Raw genomic sequence first — 20,435 nt, 5'->3', positions numbered from 1 at the left:
AAATACCCGTAAAAGCGAAAGCTCCCGGATACGATGTCAGAACGCCATTCAGACGATGAATGCCTCCCGCTCTTCCATCTGTTGCCATTATCGCCATAATATAGGGTAAGAAAAACAGACAGCTTTTAACACGGAGTTCCTCTTTTATGCCGTCGAAGCGTTTGCAGCAGCAGTTTATCCGGCTCTGGCAGTGCTGCGAGGGTCAATCGCAGGAAACCACGCTCAGCGATTTGGCGGTGCAGCTCTGCTGCTCACGGCGCCATATGCGTAACCTGCTCAACGCCATGCAGCAACAGGGGTGGCTGGCGTGGCAGGCCGAGGCCGGACGCGGTAAACGCTCCACCCTGACCTTCCACTACACCGGGCTGGCTCTCCAGCAGCAGCGGGCGCAGGAGCTGCTGGATCAGGACCGCATTGACCAGCTGGTACAGTTGGTGGGCGACAAAGGGCGCGTGCGTCAGATGCTGCTTTCCCATCTAGGCCGCAGCTTCCGCCAGGGCAAGCACATTATGCGCGTGCTGTACTACCGCCCGCTGCTCAATTTACTGCCCGGCACGCCGCTCAGACGTTCGGAAACCCACCTGGCACGGCAAATCTTCAACGGCCTCGCGCGTATAAATGAGGAAAACGGGGAAGTGGAGCCGGACATCGCCCATCACTGGCAACAGATCGGCCCGCTGCACTGGCGGTTCTTTATTCGCCCGGCCATCCATTTTCACCACGGGCGTGAACTGGAGATGGATGATGTCACCAGCACGCTGCAACGGCTAACGGACCAGCCGCTGTTTGGCCATCTGACGCGCATCGAGTGCCCCGCCCCGTGGACGCTGGACATTCATCTCAGTCATCCTGACGGCTGGCTGCCCTGGCTGCTGGCCAGCGTCAGCGCGATGATCCTGCCAAAGGAGTGGTCCGAGCTGCGCAACTTCTCCCGCCAGCCGATAGGCACCGGGGCCTACGCGGTAGAACGCAACCAGCACAGCCAGCTGCGTATTGCCGCCTTTGATGATTATTTCGGCTATCGGGCGCTGATCGACGAGGTCAACATCTGGGTTCTGCCGGAGATCAGCGACGAACTGGTCTATTCCGGCGTCAAGTTGCAAACCGAAAACAGCGATGAAAAATCAGAGGAGAGTCGTCTTGAAGAAGGCTGCTATTTTCTGCTGTTCGACCAGCGCTCTGAACAGGGGCGCAACGAACAGCTGCGGCGCTGGGTCAGCACCATTTTCAACCCTATCGCCCTGCTGAATCACAGCGGGATTGCCTACCAGCGTTACTGGTTCCCGGCTTACGGCCTGCTGCCGCGCTGGCATCACCGCCGGCATATGGAGGCTGCGGAAAAACCCGGCGGCCTGGCCTCGCTGACCATCACCTGGTACAGCGACCACATTGAGCACCGTGGCATTGCCAACGCGCTTGGCCCGATCCTCGCCGCACACGGCGTCGAGCTGATCACTCAGGAGATCGATTATGAAAGCTGGCATCGCGGCGATGCGCAGAGCGATCTTTGGCTCGGCAGCGCCAACTTCACCCTGCCGCTGGAGTTTTCCCTGTTCTCCCTGCTGTATGAAATTCCGCTGATCCACCACTGTGTGCCCATCGATTGGCAGGATGTGGCCAGGCGGTGGCGCGAACGGCAGCTGCCGCTGGCAGACTGGAGCAAACAGCTGATCGACAGCCACTATCTGCATCCGTTGTTCCACCACTGGCTGCTGCTACATGGGCAGCGCAGTATGCGCGGCGTGCGTATGAATACTCTGGGCTGGTTCGATTTTAAATCCGCCTGGTTTGCCCCACCTGACGATGAGACTTTCGTCTCGACGACGAAACTACTAGAATAAGCCGTTCTCAACGGGGTGCGGAAAACCCTGATGTTGATGCCCGATCCATGGCGCGCAGCACGTTAAAACGCCGTGAACAGCCATTCAGGCGATGAAGGACAGCGCGCAGCAACCGCAGCATACAAATGAGTATGTGAGGATTGCGAGCACTGCCCGACGCCGGATCAATGGCGCGCAGCACGTTAAAACGCCGCGAGCAGCCATTCAGGCGGTGAAGGACAGCGCGCAGCAACCGCAGCATACAAATGAGTATGTGAGGATTGCGAGCACTGCCCGACGCCGGATCAATGGCGCGCAGCACGTTTTCCGCTGAGAAAAACCCGTCGAACCTGATCCGGATAATACCGGCGTAGGGATTTGAGAGTGTCACTCACTCAGATCCTTTGCGCATTTCCCACTCTAAGGAACGCAAAGTGTTGAAAAAATGGTTACCTCTGCTGGCGCTGTTCTCCCTGCCCTGCCTCGCGGCAAAAGAAACGCTCACCGTCTATACCTATGACTCCTTTGCGGCTGACTGGGGCCCCGGCCCGGCGGTCAAAAAAGCGTTTGAAGCCCACTGTAACTGCGAACTGAAGTTTGTGGCGCTGGAAGACGGCGTTTCGCTGCTTAATCGTCTGCGCATGGAAGGAAAAAACAGCAAGGCCGATGTGGTTCTTGGGCTGGATAACAACCTGCTCGACGCCGCCGAAAAGACCGGGCTGTTTGCCGCGTCAAACGTCGATACGGCTGCCAGTACCGTGCCGGGCGGCTGGCACAACAGCACCTTTATTCCCTACGACTACGGCTGGTTCGCCTTTGTCTATGACAAAACCAAACTGCCAAACCCGCCGAAAAGCCTGAAGGAGCTGGTGGAAAGCGACCGCCCGCTGAAAGTCATCTACGAAGATCCGCGCACCAGCACGCCGGGACTCGGACTGCTGCTATGGATGCAGAAGGTGTTCGGCGATAACAGCCCGCAGGCCTGGCAGCAGCTGAGCAAAAAAACCGTCACCGTCACCAAAGGCTGGAGCGAAGCCTACGGCCTGTTCCTGAAGGGCGAAAGCGATATGGTGCTGAGCTACAGCTCCTCCCCGGCTTATCACCTGATTGAAGAAAAAAAGGATCGCTACGCGGCGGCCGATTTTAGCGAAGGACACTACTTACAGGTGGAGGTCGCCGGACGGCTGAAGGCCAGCAAACGGCCGCAGCTGGCACAGCAGTTTATGCAGTTCATCCTGACCCAGCCATTCCAGCAGCACATGGCGACCGGCAACTGGATGTACCCGGCGATAAAAACGACTCTGCCTGACGGTTTCGCAACCCTGACGGTGCCGAAAACCACGCTTCAGTTCAGCCCGCAGGACGTGGCGCGCCAACGCACACAGTGGATCGGCGAATGGCAACGCGCCGTCAGCCGCTAATCCCCGGCTGGCTGTTGCCCGGCAGCCTCGCCGCCCTGCTGCTCACCAGCGTTGCCGCGCTGGCGTTTTTTGCCCTGTGGCAAAACGCGCCCGCTACCGACTGGCGCGGCGTCTGGCAGGACGGCTACCTGTGGCACGTGCTGCGCTTCTCTTTCTGGCAGGCGCTGCTGTCGGCCGCGCTGTCGGTGCTGCCGGCCATCCCGCTGGCTCGCGCCCTGTATCGCCGGCGCTTCCCCGGCCGCAGTACCCTGCTGCGCCTGTGTGCCATGACCCTGGTACTGCCGGTGCTGGTGGCGGTATTTGGTATCCTGAGCGTCTATGGGCGCACCGGCTGGCTGGCACAGCTCTGCGCCCTGTTTGGTATCGACTACGCGTTCACCCCATACGGCCTACGGGGCATTCTGCTGGCACACGTCTTTTTCAACCTGCCGCTGGCCGCCCGCCTGCTGCTACAGGCGCTCCAGCAGATCCCTGCGGAACAGCGCCAGCTTGCCGCACAGCTGGGTTTAAGCGGCGGGTCGCATTTTTATATTGTTGAATGGCCGTGGCTGCGGCGGCAGATCCTGCCCGCGGCCGCACTGATCTTTATGCTGTGCTTTGCCAGCTTTGCCACCGTGCTGTCGCTCGGCGGCGGCCCGCAGGCCACCACCATTGAGCTGGCGATCTTCCAGGCGCTGAGCTTTGACTACGATCCGGGGCGCGCTGCCCTGCTGGCGTTGTTACAGATGCTGTGCTGCCTGGCGCTGGTGATACTGAGCCAGCGCCTGAACAAAGCCATCCCGGCGGGCAGCAACAGCCTCAGCGACTGGCGCAATCCCCAGGATAGCAGGGGCGCGCGCGTGCTGGACACCCTGGTAATCGCCGCCGCCCTGCTGCTGATCCTACCGCCGCTGCTGGCGGTGATTACCGATGGTCTTAACCAGGGGTTGAGCGGCGTACTTCAACAGCCCGCGCTATGGCAGGCGATGTTCACATCGCTGCGCATCGCCCTTGCGGCGGGCGTCCTGTGCGTGCTGCTGACCCTGATGCTGCTGTGGAGCAGCCGCGAACTGCGGCTGAATCAGCACCCGCGCTGGGGGCAAACGCTGGAGCTAAGCGGTATGCTGATCCTCGCCATGCCGGGTATCGTGCTGGCGACCGGCTTCTTCCTGCTGCTGAACCAGACGATCGGGCTGCCCGGATCCGCAGACGGCATCGTCACCTTTACCAATGCGCTGATGGCCATCCCCTATGCGATGAAGGTGCTGGAAAACCCGCTGCGCGACATCGCCGAGCGCTACAACCGCCTCTGTCAGTCGCTGGATATTCGCGGCTGGAACCGCCTGCGGCTGATTGAGCTGCGCGCGTTGCAGCGCCCGCTGGCCCAGGCGCTAGCTTTTGCCTGCGTGCTGTCGATGGGGGATTTTGGTGCCGTGGCGCTGTTCGGTAACGAGGACTTCCGCACGCTGCCCTTCTACCTGTATCAGCAGATTGGCGCTTATCGCAGCAGCGACGGCGCGGTCACCGCTCTGCTGCTGCTGCTATTATGCCTGCTGCTCTTCACCCTGATTGAAAAACTGCCGGGACGCCATGTTAAGCCTGACTAATCTGACCTATTTATATCATCATCTGCCGATGCGCTTTACCTTCAGCGCGCAGGCCGGTGAACGGCTGGCGATCCTCGGGCCGAGCGGCGCGGGCAAAAGCACGCTGCTCAGCCTGATTGCCGGGTTTCTTGCGGCGAAGAGCGGAGATTTGATGCTTAACGGCAGCGATCACCGCCTCACTGCCCCGGCGCAGCGCCCGGTTTCCATGCTGTTCCAGGAAAACAACCTGTTCCCCCACCTCACGGTGGCGCAAAACATCGGCCTCGGGCTGCATCCGGGACTGAAGCTTAATCATCAGCAGAAACATCAGTTGCAGGACATCGCGCGGCGCGTCGGGCTGACGGAGCACCTGTCGCGCCTGCCGCACCAGCTTTCCGGCGGCCAGCGCCAGCGTGCTGCCCTCGCCCGCTGCCTGGTGCGTCAAAGGCCGATCCTGCTGCTGGATGAACCCTTTTCCGCCCTCGATCCGGCGCTACGTCAGGAGATGCTCAGGCTGGTGGATGAGGTCTGTGCAGAACGTGATATGACCCTGCTGATGGTGTCGCACAGCATTGAGGATGCGGCGCGGATCGCCCCGCGCAGCCTGCTGATTGTCGACGGTCGGGTTTACTGGGATGGCAGCACCGCACGCTTGCAGGGCGGTGCGGTGCCGGAGGCGGCGGTACTGGGTATCGCGTTAAAAGAACACTTCCCACAGTAAATGACGGAATAGCGGCATCATCGGGTGGAACTGGATGGCGGTAAAACTTCCCACGGCCAGCAGCAGCATCAGCGGTGCCAGCCAGCGTAGCCGCACGGCGGGAAGGTAAGGCGTTGCCCAGTCATCCTGCTTACCGGCGCGCAGCCAGCGCCAGCCCAGCCAGCAGCCGAGCCACACCAGCAGCGCCACCCCCAGTAACAGCCATTTAAACATGCCGCTGCTGGCATCTTTCGGCACGTCGATCGCCACCCCGGCGAGAATGCCGGGCAGCAGGTAGAGCGGCGGCCACAGAATACAGCCGATGATGTTAGGCGGAATAAACTTGCGCACCGGCAGCTCCAGCATGCCCGCCACCAGCGGGATCAGCGGCCGCGTTGGGCCCACAAAACGACCCACGATAATGGTGAACATGCTGTGTTGATGCAGGGCGTGCTCGGTTTTGTCCATCAGCTTGTGGTGTTTTTGGATAAACGACCAGCGGTGTAGCGGCCCTTTAAACTGCCAGCCGATCAGATAAGAGGCCCAGTCCCCCAGCAGACAGCCGATGGTGCCCACCGCCCAGGCGGGATAAAGCCCAATCTGCCCGCTGCCGATCAGCGCGCCGAACGACGCCATCAGCACCGTGCCCGGCAGCAGCAGCCCGACCAGCGCCAGTGACTCCAGGAACGTCACCAGCCCAATAGCAAACAACGACCATGCCAGCGATTGGGTAATTAAATGTTGCAGCCAGGCTTCCATAGTGTTCCAAACTGATTAACAGAACCCCGGATTGTCCAGAGGACGCCGGAAAGCGTCAAGCGCTGATTTTGTCCGAAAGGAGAGCGGCGGCAGAAAATCCGGCCCGCGCCAATAAACACTGTATAAATAAACATGCTATTATAAAATATTAACCGCCGGAGGAGGCTGAGTGAACGACGCGCGTGCAGGATTCTTGTTAACCCGCCACTGGCGGGATACCCCGGACGGGGCTGAAGTGGTGCTATGGCTGGCAACCGACAGCGGCCCGCAGCAGGTGGTATTACCGCCGCAAGAGTCCGTGGCGTTTATTCCGGCTTTGCAGCAGGAGGAGGCGACCAGGCTGCTGGCGGGGGATCGCCACTGGCGCTTTGCCCCACTGGAGCTCAAAGATTTCCATCAGCGTCCGGTGGTAGGTCTGTACTGTAAACAGCATCGCCAGCTACAACAGCTGGAAAAACGGCTGCGCGAAAACGGCATCACGCTGTACGAGGCCGACGTGCGCCCGCCGGAGCGTTTTTTGATGGAGCGCTTTATCACCGCCGCAGTGTGGTTCAGCGGCCAGCCTGCCGGGGACCGTCTGATCAATGCCCGCCTGAAGCCGCATCCGGACTATCGCCCGCCGCTGAAATGGGTATCGCTGGATATTGAAACCACCCGCCACGGCGAGCTGTACTGCATCGGCCTGGAGGGCTGTGGCCAGCGTGACGTCTATATGCTCGGCCCGGAGAATGGCGATGCCAGTCGGCTCGACTTTAACCTCGAATATGTCGCCAGCCGCCCGCAGCTGCTGGAAAAACTGAATGCCTGGTTTGCCCGGCATGACCCCGACGTGCTGATTGGCTGGAACCTGGTGCAGTTTGATCTGCGCGTACTGCAAAAGCACGCCGACCGCTACGGCATCCCGCTGGTGCTGGGGCGCGGGCATCATGGCAAGCTGGAGTGGCGTGAACACGGCTTTAAGCCCGGCGTGTTCTTCGCCCAGGCCAGCGGCCGCCTGATTATTGACGGCATCGAGGCGCTGAAATCCGCCTTCTGGAATTTTGACTCCTTCAGTCTGGAAGCGGTATCCCGCCAGCTGCTGGGGGAAGGCAAAGCGATCGGCAATCCGTGGCAGCGCATGGAGGAGATCGACCAGCGTTTTGCCGAAGATAAGCCCGCGCTGGCCCACTACAATTTGAAAGACTGTGAACTGGTGACGCGCATCTTCCAACATACCGAACTGATGCCGTTCCTGCTGGAGCGCGCCTCGGTTAACGGACTGGCGGTCGATCGCCACGGCGGTTCGGTGGCGGCGTTTGGTCATCTCTATTTGCCGCGTATGCACCGCGCCGGTTTTGTTGCGCCGAATCTCGGCGATGTCGCCCCCCAGGCCAGCCCAGGCGGTTACGTGATGGACTCACGCCCCGGCCTGTATGACTCGGTGCTGGTGCTGGACTATAAAAGCCTGTATCCGTCGATTATCCGCACCTTTCTTATCGACCCGGTCGGCCTGGTGGAGGGGATGGCGCACCCGCAGGAGGCGGATTCCGTCAGCGGCTACCTGGGAGCACGCTTCTCGCGTACCGCCCACTGCCTGCCGGGGATCGTCAGTCAAATCTGGCAGGGTCGTGAAGCCGCCAAAAAACAGGGGAACAAACCGCTGTCGCAGGCCTTAAAAATCATTATGAACGCGTTTTACGGCGTGCTGGGAACCAGCGCCTGCCGCTTCTTCGATCCGCGCCTGGCTTCGTCGATCACCCTACGCGGCCACGATATCATGCGGCAAACGCGTGAACTGATTGAGGCGGAAGGCTACGACGTGATTTATGGCGATACCGATTCGACCTTTGTCTGGCTGAAATCAGCCCATGATGAAGTGGCGGCAGAGCAGATTGGCTGCCGGTTGGTTGCAAAGGTTAATCAGTGGTGGCAGCAGCATGTGCAAAGCGAGTATGGCCTGGAGAGCGCGCTGGAGCTGGAGTACGAAACGCATTTCAGCCGCTTCCTGATGCCGACCATTCGCGGCGCCGAGCAGGGCAGTAAAAAACGCTATGCCGGGTTAATACGCAGCGGAAACGAACAGCGCATGGTGTTTAAAGGGCTGGAAACGGTGCGTACCGACTGGACGCCGCTGGCGCAAAATTTCCAGCAGGCGCTGTACCTGAAGATTTTCACCGGACAGCCCTACCAGGATTATATCCGTGAAACCGTGCGACGGCTGCTGGACGGCGAGCTGGACGAACAGCTGGTTTACCGTAAGCGGCTGCGTCGCCCGCTGGACGACTATCAACGCAACGTGCCGCCGCACGTTCGCGCCGCGCGCATCGCCGATGAGCAGAACCAGAAGCTGGGCCGACCGCTGCAATATCAGAAAGGCGGCCATATACGCTACGTGATCGCCACCTCTGGCCCAGAGCCGCTGGAGGCGCGTATCACCCCGCTGGATTACAATCACTATCTGACGCGCCAGCTGCAACCGGTGGCTGACGGTATTCTGCCTTTTATGCAGGATGACTTCGCCACCCTGGTAACCGGGCAGCTGGGCTTGTTTTGACAGGTGACGAACGGGCGACCTTCCAGTACCATATGAGGCTGCCCGTGTATTTACACCCTCATATCTGAAGCTGCTGCCGTGTTGATATCTTTTTTATCATTCATCGCCAGGCCAGTTGCCTGGCAGCAGTGCTATTGCCTGAAACACTAGACGAGAATCGAGCCGAATATTTATGCCTTTTACACTTGGTCAACGCTGGATAAGCGATACGGAAAGCGAACTGGGACTGGGAACCGTGGTTGCCGTTGATACGCGCATGGTCACCCTGCTGTTCCCTGCTACGGGCGAAAACCGTCTCTATGCCAGAAATGACTCACCCATCACTCGCGTCGTGTTTAATCCCGGTGACACCATTACCAGCCATGAAGGCTGGCAGCTGGACGTTGACGAGATAACCACCGCCAACGGCGTGGTCAGTTATATCGGTACCCGGCTGGACACCAGCGAAACGGGCGTGGTGCTGCGTGAGGTGATGCTGGACAGTAAGCTGGTATTCGGCAAGCCACAGGATCGCCTGTTCGCCGGGCAGCTGGACCGCATGGACCGCTTCGCCCTGCGTTTTCGCGCACGCAAGTATCAGAGCGAGCAGTATCGCCTGGCCACCAGCGGCCTGCGCGGTATGCGTACCAGCCTGATCCCACACCAGCTGCACATCGCCCACGACGTTGGCCGCCGTCATGCGCCGCGCGTGCTGCTGGCGGATGAGGTCGGTTTAGGTAAAACCATTGAAGCGGGGATGATTATTCATCAGCAGCTGCAGGCCGGCCGCGCCGAGCGCGTGCTGATCGTGGTGCCAGAAACGCTCCAGCATCAGTGGCTGGTAGAAATGCTGCGCCGCTTCAATCTGCGTTTTGCGCTGTTTGACGACGACCGTTACGCCCAGGCACAGCTCGACAGCGACAACCCGTTTGATACCGAGCAGATGATTATCTGTTCGCTGGACTTTGTGCGCCGTAACAAGCAGCGTCTGGAAAAGCTGGCCGATGCCGAGTGGGATTTGATGGTGGTGGATGAAGCGCATCATCTCGTCTGGTCTGAAGACGCGCCGAGCCGCGAATATCAGGTTATTGAACAGCTGGCCGAGCAGGTTCCCGGCATCCTGCTGCTGACCGCCACCCCGGAACAGCTGGGGATGGAGAGCCATTTCGCTCGTCTGCGTCTGCTGGATCCCGACCGTTTCCACGACTTTGCCCAGTTCGTTGAAGAACAAAAGCACTTCAGCCCGATTGCCGATGCGGTGACGCTGCTGCTGGCCGACCAGAAAATCGGCAACGATGAGCTGAACCTGCTTAACGATCTGATGGGCGAACAGGACATAGAGCCGCTGCTGCAAACCGCTAACAGCGACCGTGAAGGCAAGCTGGCAGCGCGTCAGGAGCTGATCAGCATGCTAATGGACCGTCACGGCACCAGCCGCGTACTGTTCCGTAACACCCGTAACGGCGTGAAGGGCTTCCCGAAACGTGAACTGCACCAGATCCGTCTGCCGCTGCCGACGCAGTACCAGACGGCGATTAAAGTGTCCGGCATTATGAGCGCGCGTAAAACCGCCGACGAGCGCGCACAGGATATGCTCTATCCTGAACAGATCTATCAGGAGTTTGAGGGTGACAGCGGCACCTGGTGGAACTTTGATCCGCGCGTCGAATGGCTGATGGGCTACCTGACCAGCAACCGTGACAAGAAGGTGCTGGTGATCTGCGCCAAAGCCGCCACCGCCCTACAGCTTGAGCAGGTGCTGCGCGAGCGCGAAGGCATTCGTGCCGCCGTGTTCCATGAAGGGCTGTCGATCATTGAACGCGATCGTGCCGCGGCCTGGTTCGCCTCGGAAGAGGACGGCGCCCAGGTTCTGCTGTGCTCAGAGATCGGTTCTGAAGGACGTAACTTCCAGTTCGCCAGCCAGATGGTGATGTTCGACCTGCCGTTTAACCCGGACCTGCTGGAACAGCGTATTGGCCGTCTTGACCGTATCGGCCAGGTGCACGATATTCAGATCCACGTGCCTTACCTGGAAAAAACCGCGCAGGCGGTGCTGGTGCAGTGGTATCACGAGGGTCTGGATGCCTTCGAACACACCTGCCCAACAGGGCGGGCGGTCTACGACAGCGTTTATACCCAACTTATTGCCTACCTCGCGGCGCCGGAAAACAGCGAAGGCCTGGAGGCATTTATTCAGCACTGCCGCAAGCAGCACGATACGTTAAAGGCGCAGCTGGAGCAGGGGCGTGACCGCCTGCTGGAGCTGAATTCTAACGGCGGCGAAAAGGGCCAGGCGCTGGCGGATATGATCGCCGAGCAGGATAATAATATTGAACTGGTGAACTTTGCGCTCAACCTGTTCGATATCGTCGGCATCAACCAGGAAGATCGCAGCGATAACCTGATCGTTCTGACGCCTGGCGACCATATGCTGGTGCCGGATTTCCCTGGGCTGCCGGAAGATGGCTGTACCATTACCTTCGACCGCAACCAGGCGCTGTCACGTGAAGATGCGCAATACGTGAGCTGGGAGCACCCGATCATCCGCAACGGTCTGGATCTGATCCTTTCCGGCGATACCGGCAGCTGTGCGATTTCCCTGTTGAAAAACAAAGCGCTGCCGGTCGGTACGCTGCTGGTTGAGTTGATTTATGTGGTGGAAGCCCAGGCACCGAAGCACCTGCAGCTGACCCGCTTCCTGCCGCCAACGCCGATCCGTATGATGGTTGACCGTAAGGGCAACAATCTGGCGGCTAAAGTCGAGTTTGAAAGCTTCAACCGTCAGCTTAATGCGGTAAATCGCCACACCGGCAGCAAGCTGGTGAACGCGGTGCAGTCGGATGTGCATGAGATCATCACCCTGTCGGAAGATCAGGCGGCGGCAGAGGCGCGTAAAGTGATCGACGCTGCCCGTCAGGAAGCCGACGAGAAGCTGAGTGCCGAGCTGTCGCGCCTCCAGGCATTAAGCGCGGTGAACCCGAACATCCGTCAGGATGAAATCGACGCGCTGGAAAGCAATCGCCAACAGGTGTTGAGCAATCTCGATGAGGCGGGCTGGCGTCTTGACGCGCTGCGCCTGATCGTCGTAACGCACCAATAAACCCAACGGGGCCAGCGCTCGCTGGCCCTGATAAGGATCTTATGGAACCCTATAATCCCCCGCAGGAACCCTGGCTGCACGTTCTCTATCAGGACGAGCACATCATCGTGGTGAATAAACCCAGTGGACTCCTGTCGGTGCCGGGTCGGCTTGCCGAGTACAAGGACAGCGTGATGACGCGCGTGCAGCGTGATTATCCGGCGGCCGAATCGGTCCATCGCCTGGATATGGCCACCAGCGGAGTGATGGTAGTGGCATTAACCAAAGCCGCCGAGCGCGAGCTGAAGCGTCAGTTCCGCGAACGCGAACCGCAGAAAACCTACGTGGCGCGCGTCTGGGGACATCCGAAGCCGGCAATCGGTTTAGTGGATCTGCCGCTGATTTGCGACTGGCCGAACAGGCCTAAACAGAAAGTGTGTTTTGATAGCGGAAAGTCTGCGCAAACGGAATATCAGGTGCTGGACTATGCCAGTGATAACAGCGCGCGCGTACTGCTAAAACCGATCACCGGGCGTTCGCACCAGCTGCGCGTGCATATGCTGGCGCTTGGCCATCCGATCCTGGGCGATAACTTCTATGCCCATGATGAAGCCAGAGCGATGGCACCACGACTTCAACTCCATGCTGAAAGCCTGTGCATCAGCCATCCGCAGTACGGCACGCCCATGACCTTTCGCCAGCCGGCGGAGTTTTAATCAGGCTGACCTCCGGCAGGCCAGCCTGTTCAGATCCCACAAAGTTAAAGAGGCCCAGGCAGCTTAGCCAACCCGATCACTTAAACCCTTTTTCGCGTTTGATCAGGTCATAAGCCGCCTGGATCTCCTGCGCTTTCTGTTTCGCCATTTCCATCATCTCTGACGGCAGACCTTTTGCCACCAGCTTGTCCGGATGGTGTTCGCTCATCAGCTTGCGGTAGGCTCTTTTAATGGTGGTGGCATCATCGCTGCTTTTCACTCCCAGCATATTGCAGGCGTCTTCCAGCGTTGGGCCGCGCTGCCCCTGGCTGTAGCCACCCTGCGACGATCCTCCGCCCTGATAGCCGCCGCCAAACTGCTGCCCGCTCTCCATCATGCGCAGAAACTGATCGAACTGCGTGCGCGAGATACCCAGCTCTTCCGCTATCACATACAGCACCTGACGTTCGTTAGGATGCAGTGAGCCATCGGCAAACGCTGCCTGGATCTGAATTTCCAGGAACATACGGATCAGATCAAAACGGCCAAAGCAGGCGCTGCGCAGTTCGCGCAGCTTATCGCGCAGAGGATAATCCCCCTCTTTGCCTTCGCGGAAGGCTCGCTGTGCCGCCGTGCGCGCTTCACCATGCAGCTGCATACGCTCCATCAGCAGGGAGGCCATCTGAATATCGGCATCCGTGACCCGCCCTTTGGATTTGGTCAAATGCCCCATCACCTGAAACGTGGTGCGAAAAAACAGCGCCTGACGCGTTTGCTGATCGGCAAAATAGCCCTGCCTGGCAGGCGAACGCGCTTTATCAATCATATGCCCAATAAGAAGGCCAATAACCACGCCCCAAAAGCCCGCACCGGACAATAAACCGATAACCAGCCCTAATACTTTTCCCCAATAGCGCATAAACTCCTCATTAGGCCATGCTGAAGGCTAAATTTTGCATTATCATACCTGTCATTTATCTCATCGCCTATTGGTACGCGGCCAAACAAACCAGAAGTTTACCCGTTCACGTTCCGGGTTAAGGCGAAAACCAACGCCTTTCTGCTCGGAAAGATCCAGGGTATTACTAGCGCAACGCTACCGAGTGCGATAGTCTCTGACCGTTTGTCGGCATGATGCCAGTGATTACGGAACTTTCGATACCGCGTATGAAAAAAAGACTACCTACATTGCTGGCCACGCTTATTGGCTCAGCACTTTATAGCCAGCAAGGGCTGGCCGATGACCTCGCATCACAATGTATGCTTGGGGTGCCCAGTTACGACCGTCCGCTGATTCAGGGGAAAAACACCAACGAGCTGCCGGTGACGATCGATGCGGATAATGCCAAAGGCAACTACCCGGACAACGCCGTTTTTAGCGGGAATGTCGATATCCAGCAGGGCAACAGCCGTCTGCAATCCGACGAAGTCCAGCTGCACCAAAAAATGCTGGGCGGGCAGGCTACGCCAACGCGCACCATAGATGCATTGGGTAACGTGCACTATGACGATAATCAGGTGATCCTGAAAGGCCCGAAGGCCTGGTCTAATCTGAATACCAAAGACACTAACGTGTGGCAGGGTGACTATCAGATGGTCGGCCGCCAGGGACGCGGTAACGCTGACCAAATGAAGCTGCGCGGTGATAACCGCTATACCATTCTGGAAAACGGTACGTTTACCTCCTGCCTGCCGGGTCAAAACAGCTGGAGCGTGGAAGGTTCTGAGATTATCCATGACCGCGACGAACAGCTGGCGGAGATTTGGAACGCCCGTTTCAAACTTGGATCGGTGCCGATTTTCTATAGCCCTTATCTGCAAATGCCGGTGGGCAACAAGCGTCGCTCAGGCTTTCTGATCCCCAACGCCAATTACAGTAATAACAGCGGCTTCGATTTTATGCTGCCGTATTACTGGAACATCGCTCCGCAGGCCGATGCCACCCTGACGCCACACTATATCAGCCGCCGCGGCATGCAGTGGCAGAATGAGTTCCGCTATCTGACCGGTGCAGGTCAGGGTCTGGTAGAATTTGACTATCTGGCTTCTGATCGTACCTATGATGATGTGCACCAGGAGGATAAAAACTCAAGCCGTTGGCTGTTCCACTGGCAACATTCCGGCGTATACGACCAGAACTGGCGCTTCAATGCCGATTATACCAAAGTCAGCGATCCCTATTACTTTACCGATCTTGATTCGCCATACGGATCGACGACGGATGGTTACGTCACGCAGAAATTCAGCGTTGGCTACGCGGAAAGAAACTGGGATGCCACGCTGTCCACCAAGCAGTTCCAGATTTTCACCACCAACGCCAATAATGATGTCTATCGTGCCGAACCTCAGTTCGACTTTAACTATTACAAAAATGACGTCGGGCCTTTCGATACGCATGTTTATGCTCAGGCGGTGAAATTCACCAATGTTGACGGCCGTATGCCGGATGCCACGCGTTTGCACCTTGAGCCAACCATCAATCTGCCGTTAGCGAACCGCTGGGGCAGTCTGAATACCGAAGCCAAGCTGCTGGCGACCCATTACGAGCAAAACGATGTTGATTATTATAATTCGCTTTCTACCAGCTCAAATAATCAGCTGAAAAACTCGGTTAACCGCGTGATGCCGCAGCTTAAGGTCGATGGCAAGATGGTCTTCGACCGGGATATGGACTGGTCACCAGGCTATACCCAGACGCTGGAGCCGCGCGCACAGTACCTTTACGTGCCCTATCGCGACCAGAGCCATGTCCGCTCTTATGACTCTACGCTGCTGCAAAGTGATTATACCGGCCTGTTCCGCGATCGCACATACAGCGGTCTGGATCGCATCGCTTCAGCTAACCAGATGACCACCGGCGTCACCACGCGAATTTTTGATAACGATCTGGTTGAACGTTTTAATGCTTCCGTAGGTCAAATCTACTCGTTTACTCCGGCACGCACCGGGTTGAATGTCACCGATGATGACGATCGGGGTAGCCTGGTATGGGCGGGTGACAGCTACTGGAAGATTAGCGACCGTTGGGCAGCACGCGGTGGTTTGCAGTACGACACCCGTTTGGATAACGTTTCCCAAGGGAATGCCGTGCTGGAATGGCGTCGTGATGCCGATCGCATGGTACAGCTGAACTATCGCTATACCAGTGAGGAATACATCAGGCAGACGTTACCGAACTATGGCGACAATGCTCTGTATCAAAAAGGGATTTCTCAGGTCGGCGCTACCGCCAGCTGGCCAATCGTTGACGCCTGGTCAGTGGTCGGTGCCTGGTACTACGATACGAAGGCCAATCAGCCTGCCGATCAGCTGTTGGGCGTTCAGTACAGCTCCTGCTGCTATGCATTGCGCCTGGGCTACGAACGTAAAATCACCGGTTGGGAAAACGACAACAGTAAATACGACAACAAAATCTCGTTCAACATTGAACTGCGTGGCCTCAGCCCAAGCTACGGCTTAGGTACTGGGCAGATGCTGCGTAAGGGCATACTGCCTTATCAACGCGCTTTCTGATGTTGTTTCTTTAGAATGCCAACCCGCAGTGCGGATATAAGAATGGAAAAAGTATGAAGAACTGGAGAATGCTAATCCTCGGTGCAGCTCTGACAGCCAACACCGCGTTCGCAGCCCCGCAAGTTGTAGATAAAGTTGCCGCCGTTGTTAACAACGGCGTGGTGTTAGAAAGTGATGTCAACAGCATGATGCAGTCCGTAAAAGGTCAGGCGCAGCAGGCGGGTCAGCAGCTGCCGGATGATAAAACCCTGCGTCACCAGATTCTGGAGCGCCTGGTCATGGACAATATCCTGCTACAGAAGGCGAAACAGGCTGGCCTACAGGTCAGCGATGCTCAGCTCGACCAGGCGATCGCCAACATCGCTCAGCAAAACAAATTGAGCATTGACCAGCTTCGTAGCCGCCTGGCCTATGACGGCATGAACTATGCCACCTACCGGGAGCAGATCCGTCAGGAGATGGCGACCTCGGAAGTGCGCAACAGCGAAGTTCGTCGCCGCGTTAGCATCCTGCCACAGGAAGTGGACTCTCTCGCAGAACAGATGGCCTCGCAAAACAGCGCCGGCACTGAACTGAACATCAGCCACATTCTGTTACCGCTGTCGGAAAACCCAACGCAGCAGCAGGTCGACGACCAGGAGAAGCTGGCGAGGCAGCTGACCAGCGAAGCCCGAAGCGGCGCTGATTTTGCTAAGCTGGCGATTGCTAACTCTGCCGATGCCCAGGCGCTGAAAGGCGGCAACATGGGTTGGGGACGTCTCCAGGAGCTGCCATCACTGTTCGCTCAGGCGCTGGTGACGGCGAAAAAAGGCGATATCATCGGCCCTATCCGTTCCGGCGTTGGCTTCCATATTCTGAAAGTTAACGACATGCGTGGCGATAACCAGAGTATTTCGGTCACCGAAGTGCACGCTCGCCACATCCTGCTGAAGCCTTCACCGATCATGACCGACGATCAGGCTCGACAGAAATTGCAGCAGGTCGCCGCCGAGATCAAAAGCGGTAAATTGACCTTTAGCGATGCCGCTAAACAGCTGTCACAGGATCCGGGTTCGGCTAACCAAGGCGGCGACCTCGGCTGGAGCTCTGCTGAAGTTTTCGATCCGGCTTTCCGTGACGCCCTGCTGCGTCTGAAGAAAGGCCAGATAAGTGACCCGGTTCACTCCTCATTCGGTTGGCACCTGATTGAGCTGATGGATACCCGTAAGGTGGATAAAACCGACGCGGCCAAAAAAGAGCGGGCTTATCGTCTGCTGTTCAACCGTAAATTTGCCGAAGAAGCACAGACCTGGATGCAGGAAGAGCGCGCGGCAGCCTACGTGAAAATTCTGGACCCGAATGCTCAGTAAGCAACGCGTTGTCATCACTAGCGGTGAACCCGCCGGGATTGGCCCCGATCTTGTGGTTCAACTGGCGCAGCAAGACTGGCCGGTTGAACTGGTGGTTTGTGCCGACCCCGAGCTGCTGCGCGACCGCGCGGCAGTTTTGCGTTTACCCCTTACGCTGCGCGAGTACCAGCCTGGCACCGACGCGCAGCCGCAGCAGGCCGGCTCGCTTACCGTGCTGCCAGCCCATCTTGCCCAGCCGGTTAACGCGGGCGAGCTGTGCGTGGATAACAGCCATTACGTGCTGGAAACCCTCGCCCGCGCCTGTGACGGATGTCTGAGCGGTGAGTTCGCCGCACTGATCACCGGCCCGGTGCACAAAGGGGCGATCAACGATGCCGGCATTCCGTTCAGCGGGCATACCGAATTTTTTGCCGAGCGCGCACGCTGTGAGCGCGTGGTGATGATGCTGGCCACGGAAGAGCTGCGCGTTGCGCTGGCCACCACGCACCTGCCGCTGAAAGACGTGGCCGCCAGTATTACGCGCACCACGCTGCATGAGGTCATCACGATCCTGTATCAGGATCTGCAAAGCAAGTTCGGTCGGGCCGAGCCACATATTTTTGTTTGTGGTCTTAACCCTCACGCCGGCGAAGGCGGTCATATGGGCCGTGAAGAGATTGATGTGATCATCCCGGCGCTGGACGAACTTCGCCAGCAGGGGATGAAACTGACCGGGCCGCTCCCTGCGGACACGCTGTTTCAGCCGAAATATCTGCAACATGCCGATGCCGTGCTGGCGATGTACCACGATCAGGGGCTTCCGGTGCTAAAATATCAGGGCTTTGGTCGGGCGGTGAATATCACCCTCGGTCTGCCATTTATCCGCACGTCTGTTGACCACGGCACGGCTCTTGAGCTGGCCGGTAGCGGTCAGGCCGATGCGGGCAGCTTTAAGACGGCGCTTAACCTCGCCATTACAATGATTAAGAGCAGTAATGAATAGTCGCGTTCACCAGGGCCACTTCGCCCGCAAACGTTTTGGACAGAACTTCCTTAACGATCAGTATATTATCGACAGCATTGTCAACGCTATCCACCCCCAGCGCGGTGAAGCGGTGGTCGAAATCGGCCCCGGTCTCGGTGCGCTGACGGAACCGGTAGGAGAGCGCCTGGATAACATGACGGTTGTCGAACTCGATCGCGATCTTGCCGCTCGTCTGCAAACCCATCCGTTTCTCGGGCCCAAGCTGACGATATTCCAGCAGGATGCTATGACCTTTGATTTTGCTGCCCTGGCGCAGGAAAAAGGTCAGCCTTTACGCGTTTTTGGCAATTTGCCGTACAACATTTCCACGCCGTTGATGTTCCATCTGTTTAGCTATGTGGGTGCCATTAAAGATATGCACTTCATGCTGCAAAAAGAGGTGGTTAACCGTTTGGTTGCCGGGCCGGGTAGCAAGGCCTACGGCCGTCTGACGGTAATGGCACAATATTACTGCCAGGTGATCCCGGTACTGGAGGTGCCACCTGAATCTTTCACTCCCGCACCCAAAGTTGACTCTGCGGTAGTGCGTCTGATGCCCTATGCACAACCGCCGCATCCGGTTAACGATATTCGCGCCCTGAGCCGTATCACCACGGAAGCCTTCGGCAAGCGCCGCAAAACGCTGCGCAATAGCCTGGGTCACCTGTTCACGGTCGACGTGCTGGCAGAGATGAATATCGACCCGACGTTACGCGCAGAAAATATCACCGTTGCGCAATATTGCCAGCTGGCTAACTGGTTGACTGCGCACCCTCAGCCGCAGGAGAACTAATCATGAACGATACGCCCCGAGTCTGTGTTCAGGTACAAAGCGCCTATATTGAGTCGCAGTCCGCGCCTGAAGAAGAACGCTATGTCTTTGCTTACGCGGTGACCATTCGTAACGTGGGGCGTATTGCTGTTCAACTGATCGGCCGCTATTGGCTAATCACCAACGGTAATGGCCGTGAAACTGAAGTTCAGGGAGAGGGTGTGGTCGGAGAGCAGCCGCATATCGAACCCGGCGGCGAGTACCAGTACACCAGCGGTGCCGTGTTGGAAACCCCAATCGGCACCATGCAGGGACACTATCAGATGATCGATGCTGATAGCGAAAACTTCCGTGTTGAAATTCCTGTCTTCCGTCTGGCGATTGCCACCCACATCCACTAATCCGGCTTTGTTTGCATGAGCACTTACTTAATTGGCGATATCCACGGTTGCTACCATGAGTTGCAATCGCTTCTTGATCAGGTGCAGTTTAATCCTGAAACCGACCAGCTGTGGTTGACCGGCGATCTGGTGGCTCGTGGGCCAGACTCGCTAGAGGTGCTGCGCTTTGTGCGCGCCCTGGGCAACTGCGTCAGGCTGGTTCTGGGAAATCACGATCTGCACCTGCTGGCAGTTTATGCAGGCATCGGCCGCAATAAAACGAAAGATCGCCTTAGCGATCTGCTGGAAGCTGACGATGTCGATGAGCTGATCAACTGGCTGCGCCGTCAGCCGCTGATCCAGGTTGATGAAGAGAAAAAGCTGGTGATGGCACACGCCGGGATCACGCCCCAGTGGGATATCGCCACCGCGCAGGCCTGCGCACGCGAGGTTGAAGCGGTGCTGGGCAGCGATACCTACCCGCTGTTTCTCAACGCCATGTACGGCGATATGCCGAACAGCTGGTCGCCGGAATTAGGCGGGCTTGCACGTCTACGCTTCAGTACCAATGCCCTGACGCGCATGCGTTATTGTTTCCCCAACGGTCAGCTGGATATGATTGCCAAAGAGCCACCGGACAGCGCACCGCCGCCACTAAAACCGTGGTTCGATATCCCCGGCCCGGTGTCACGCGACTATACCATCGTCTTTGGCCACTGGGCATCGCTAGAGGGCAAGGGAACGCCGGAAGGGATTGTCGGCCTTGATACCGGCTGCTGCTGGGGTGGCAACCTGAGCATGCTGCGTTGGGAGGACAAACAGATGTTTATCCAGCCCTCACGGCGAGAAAAACAGCTTTAGTTCGGC

Annotated in this window: 16 protein-coding genes; 13 read left to right on the top strand and 3 right to left on the bottom strand. The window is 58.0% G+C overall.

Features of this window, described 5'->3' with window-relative positions; genetic code table 11:
- Nucleotides 1-146: 146 nt before the first annotated feature.
- The gene (gene sgrR, locus ETA_RS04785) at nucleotides 147-1,841 is read left to right on the top strand and encodes an HTH-type transcriptional regulator SgrR (protein ID WP_012440485.1); all 1,695 of its coding nucleotides are present in this window, start codon (nucleotides 147-149) and stop codon (nucleotides 1,839-1,841) included.
- 7 nt (nucleotides 1,842-1,848) lie between these two features.
- On the opposite strand, the gene ETA_RS20735 is transcribed toward sgrR, so the two are convergent.
- Nucleotides 1,849-2,211: a hypothetical protein gene (locus ETA_RS20735; protein WP_042958663.1), complete on the bottom strand. Its 363-nt coding sequence runs from the start codon at nucleotides 2,209-2,211 to the stop codon at nucleotides 1,849-1,851.
- A gap of 43 nt (nucleotides 2,212-2,254) precedes the next feature.
- On the opposite strand from ETA_RS20735, the gene thiB reads away from it, so the two are divergent.
- The 3 genes from thiB to thiQ are packed head-to-tail and all read left to right on the top strand — an operon-like array spanning nucleotide 2,255 to nucleotide 5,527.
- Nucleotides 2,255-3,241 (top strand): thiamine ABC transporter substrate binding subunit, encoded by a 987-nt coding sequence (gene thiB / locus ETA_RS04775; RefSeq protein WP_012440483.1) that lies wholly within the window; start codon nucleotides 2,255-2,257, stop codon nucleotides 3,239-3,241.
- Nucleotides 3,217-4,827, top strand: coding sequence for a thiamine/thiamine pyrophosphate ABC transporter permease ThiP (gene thiP / locus ETA_RS04770; protein WP_012440482.1), 1,611 nt, complete (start codon nucleotides 3,217-3,219; stop codon nucleotides 4,825-4,827). Before thiB ends, thiP begins: the two co-directional genes overlap by 25 nt.
- Nucleotides 4,811-5,527: a thiamine ABC transporter ATP-binding protein ThiQ gene (thiQ, locus tag ETA_RS04765; protein WP_012440481.1), complete on the top strand. Its 717-nt coding sequence runs from the start codon at nucleotides 4,811-4,813 to the stop codon at nucleotides 5,525-5,527. The genes thiP and thiQ overlap by 17 nt, the downstream gene beginning before the upstream one ends.
- On the opposite strand, the gene ETA_RS04760 is transcribed toward thiQ, so the two are convergent.
- The gene (locus ETA_RS04760) at nucleotides 5,504-6,265 is read right to left on the bottom strand and encodes a DedA family protein (RefSeq protein WP_012440480.1); all 762 of its coding nucleotides are present in this window, start codon (nucleotides 6,263-6,265) and stop codon (nucleotides 5,504-5,506) included. The two genes, thiQ and ETA_RS04760, sit on opposite strands and share 24 nt — an antisense overlap.
- 169 nt (nucleotides 6,266-6,434) lie before the next feature.
- Between ETA_RS04760 and polB the strand changes: the two genes are divergently transcribed.
- From polB to rluA, 3 genes are all read left to right on the top strand, one after another.
- Nucleotides 6,435-8,798, top strand: a complete 2,364-nt coding sequence (gene polB / locus ETA_RS04755; protein WP_012440479.1) for a DNA polymerase II — start codon at nucleotides 6,435-6,437, stop codon at nucleotides 8,796-8,798.
- Between the two features lie 172 nt (nucleotides 8,799-8,970).
- Complete coding sequence (gene rapA / locus ETA_RS04750; protein ID WP_012440478.1) at nucleotides 8,971-11,877, top strand: RNA polymerase-associated protein RapA; 2,907 nt, start codon at nucleotides 8,971-8,973, stop codon at nucleotides 11,875-11,877.
- Between the two features lie 41 nt (nucleotides 11,878-11,918).
- Nucleotides 11,919-12,572, top strand: coding sequence for a bifunctional tRNA pseudouridine(32) synthase/23S rRNA pseudouridine(746) synthase RluA (rluA, locus tag ETA_RS04745; protein WP_012440477.1), 654 nt, complete (start codon nucleotides 11,919-11,921; stop codon nucleotides 12,570-12,572).
- Nucleotides 12,573-12,648: 76 nt separating this feature from the next.
- Here rluA and djlA read toward each other — a convergent pair whose 3' ends face one another.
- Entirely contained in the window at nucleotides 12,649-13,470 is an 822-nt protein-coding gene (djlA, locus tag ETA_RS04740; RefSeq protein ID WP_012440476.1) for a co-chaperone DjlA, read from the bottom strand.
- Between the two features lie 212 nt (nucleotides 13,471-13,682).
- On the opposite strand from djlA, the gene lptD reads away from it, so the two are divergent.
- Genes lptD through apaH form a run of 6 tightly spaced genes read left to right on the top strand, consistent with a single transcriptional unit; the run spans nucleotide 13,683 to nucleotide 20,429 of the window.
- Nucleotides 13,683-16,064, top strand: coding sequence for an LPS assembly protein LptD (gene lptD, locus ETA_RS04735; protein ID WP_042958661.1), 2,382 nt, complete (start codon nucleotides 13,683-13,685; stop codon nucleotides 16,062-16,064).
- A 53-nt stretch (nucleotides 16,065-16,117) separates the two neighbouring features.
- A complete protein-coding gene (surA, locus tag ETA_RS04730) occupies nucleotides 16,118-17,413 on the top strand; it encodes a peptidylprolyl isomerase SurA (RefSeq protein ID WP_012440474.1) in 1,296 nt (431 codons plus the stop codon).
- On the top strand, nucleotides 17,403-18,395 hold the full coding sequence (gene pdxA / locus ETA_RS04725) for a 4-hydroxythreonine-4-phosphate dehydrogenase PdxA (protein ID WP_012440473.1): 993 nt from the start codon (nucleotides 17,403-17,405) through the stop codon (nucleotides 18,393-18,395). Before surA ends, pdxA begins: the two co-directional genes overlap by 11 nt.
- Nucleotides 18,388-19,209, top strand: coding sequence for a 16S rRNA (adenine(1518)-N(6)/adenine(1519)-N(6))-dimethyltransferase RsmA (gene rsmA / locus ETA_RS04720; protein ID WP_012440472.1), 822 nt, complete (start codon nucleotides 18,388-18,390; stop codon nucleotides 19,207-19,209). Before pdxA ends, rsmA begins: the two co-directional genes overlap by 8 nt.
- Nucleotides 19,210-19,211: 2 nt before the next feature.
- Nucleotides 19,212-19,589, top strand: coding sequence for a Co2+/Mg2+ efflux protein ApaG (gene apaG / locus ETA_RS04715; protein ID WP_012440471.1), 378 nt, complete (start codon nucleotides 19,212-19,214; stop codon nucleotides 19,587-19,589).
- A 15-nt stretch (nucleotides 19,590-19,604) separates the two neighbouring features.
- Nucleotides 19,605-20,429 carry a bis(5'-nucleosyl)-tetraphosphatase (symmetrical) ApaH gene (gene apaH / locus ETA_RS04710; protein WP_012440470.1) on the top strand — a complete coding sequence of 275 codons (825 nt, stop codon included), beginning with the start codon at nucleotides 19,605-19,607 and terminating at the stop codon, nucleotides 20,427-20,429.
- Nucleotides 20,430-20,435 lie beyond the last annotated feature (6 nt).

This window comes from Erwinia tasmaniensis Et1/99 (assembly GCF_000026185.1).
Lineage (GTDB): Bacteria > Pseudomonadota > Gammaproteobacteria > Enterobacterales > Enterobacteriaceae > Erwinia > Erwinia tasmaniensis.
The sequence above is the reverse complement of the archived record's forward strand: the minus strand, read 5'-3'. Positions and strand labels throughout refer to the sequence as shown.

Excerpts from the sequence above, each read along its gene's own strand:
- thiP (WP_012440482.1), top strand. The coding sequence starts at position 3,217 with ATGGCAACGCGCCGTCAGCCGCTAATCCCCGGCTGGCTGTTGCCCGGC.
- ETA_RS04760 (WP_012440480.1), bottom strand. The coding sequence starts at position 6,265 with ATGGAAGCCTGGCTGCAACATTTAATTACCCAATCGCTGGCATGGTCG.
- rapA (WP_012440478.1), top strand. The coding sequence starts at position 8,971 with ATGCCTTTTACACTTGGTCAACGCTGGATAAGCGATACGGAAAGCGAA.
- surA (WP_012440474.1), top strand. The coding sequence starts at position 16,118 with ATGAAGAACTGGAGAATGCTAATCCTCGGTGCAGCTCTGACAGCCAAC.
- lptD (WP_042958661.1), top strand. The coding sequence starts at position 13,683 with ATGATGCCAGTGATTACGGAACTTTCGATACCGCGTATGAAAAAAAGA.
- apaH (WP_012440470.1), top strand. The coding sequence starts at position 19,605 with ATGAGCACTTACTTAATTGGCGATATCCACGGTTGCTACCATGAGTTG.
- rsmA (WP_012440472.1), top strand. The coding sequence starts at position 18,388 with ATGAATAGTCGCGTTCACCAGGGCCACTTCGCCCGCAAACGTTTTGGA.
- thiQ (WP_012440481.1), top strand. The coding sequence starts at position 4,811 with ATGTTAAGCCTGACTAATCTGACCTATTTATATCATCATCTGCCGATG.
- pdxA (WP_012440473.1), top strand. The coding sequence starts at position 17,403 with ATGCTCAGTAAGCAACGCGTTGTCATCACTAGCGGTGAACCCGCCGGG.
- djlA (WP_012440476.1), bottom strand. The coding sequence starts at position 13,470 with ATGCGCTATTGGGGAAAAGTATTAGGGCTGGTTATCGGTTTATTGTCC.
- rluA (WP_012440477.1), top strand. The coding sequence starts at position 11,919 with ATGGAACCCTATAATCCCCCGCAGGAACCCTGGCTGCACGTTCTCTAT.
- apaG (WP_012440471.1), top strand. The coding sequence starts at position 19,212 with ATGAACGATACGCCCCGAGTCTGTGTTCAGGTACAAAGCGCCTATATT.
- sgrR (WP_012440485.1), top strand. The coding sequence starts at position 147 with ATGCCGTCGAAGCGTTTGCAGCAGCAGTTTATCCGGCTCTGGCAGTGC.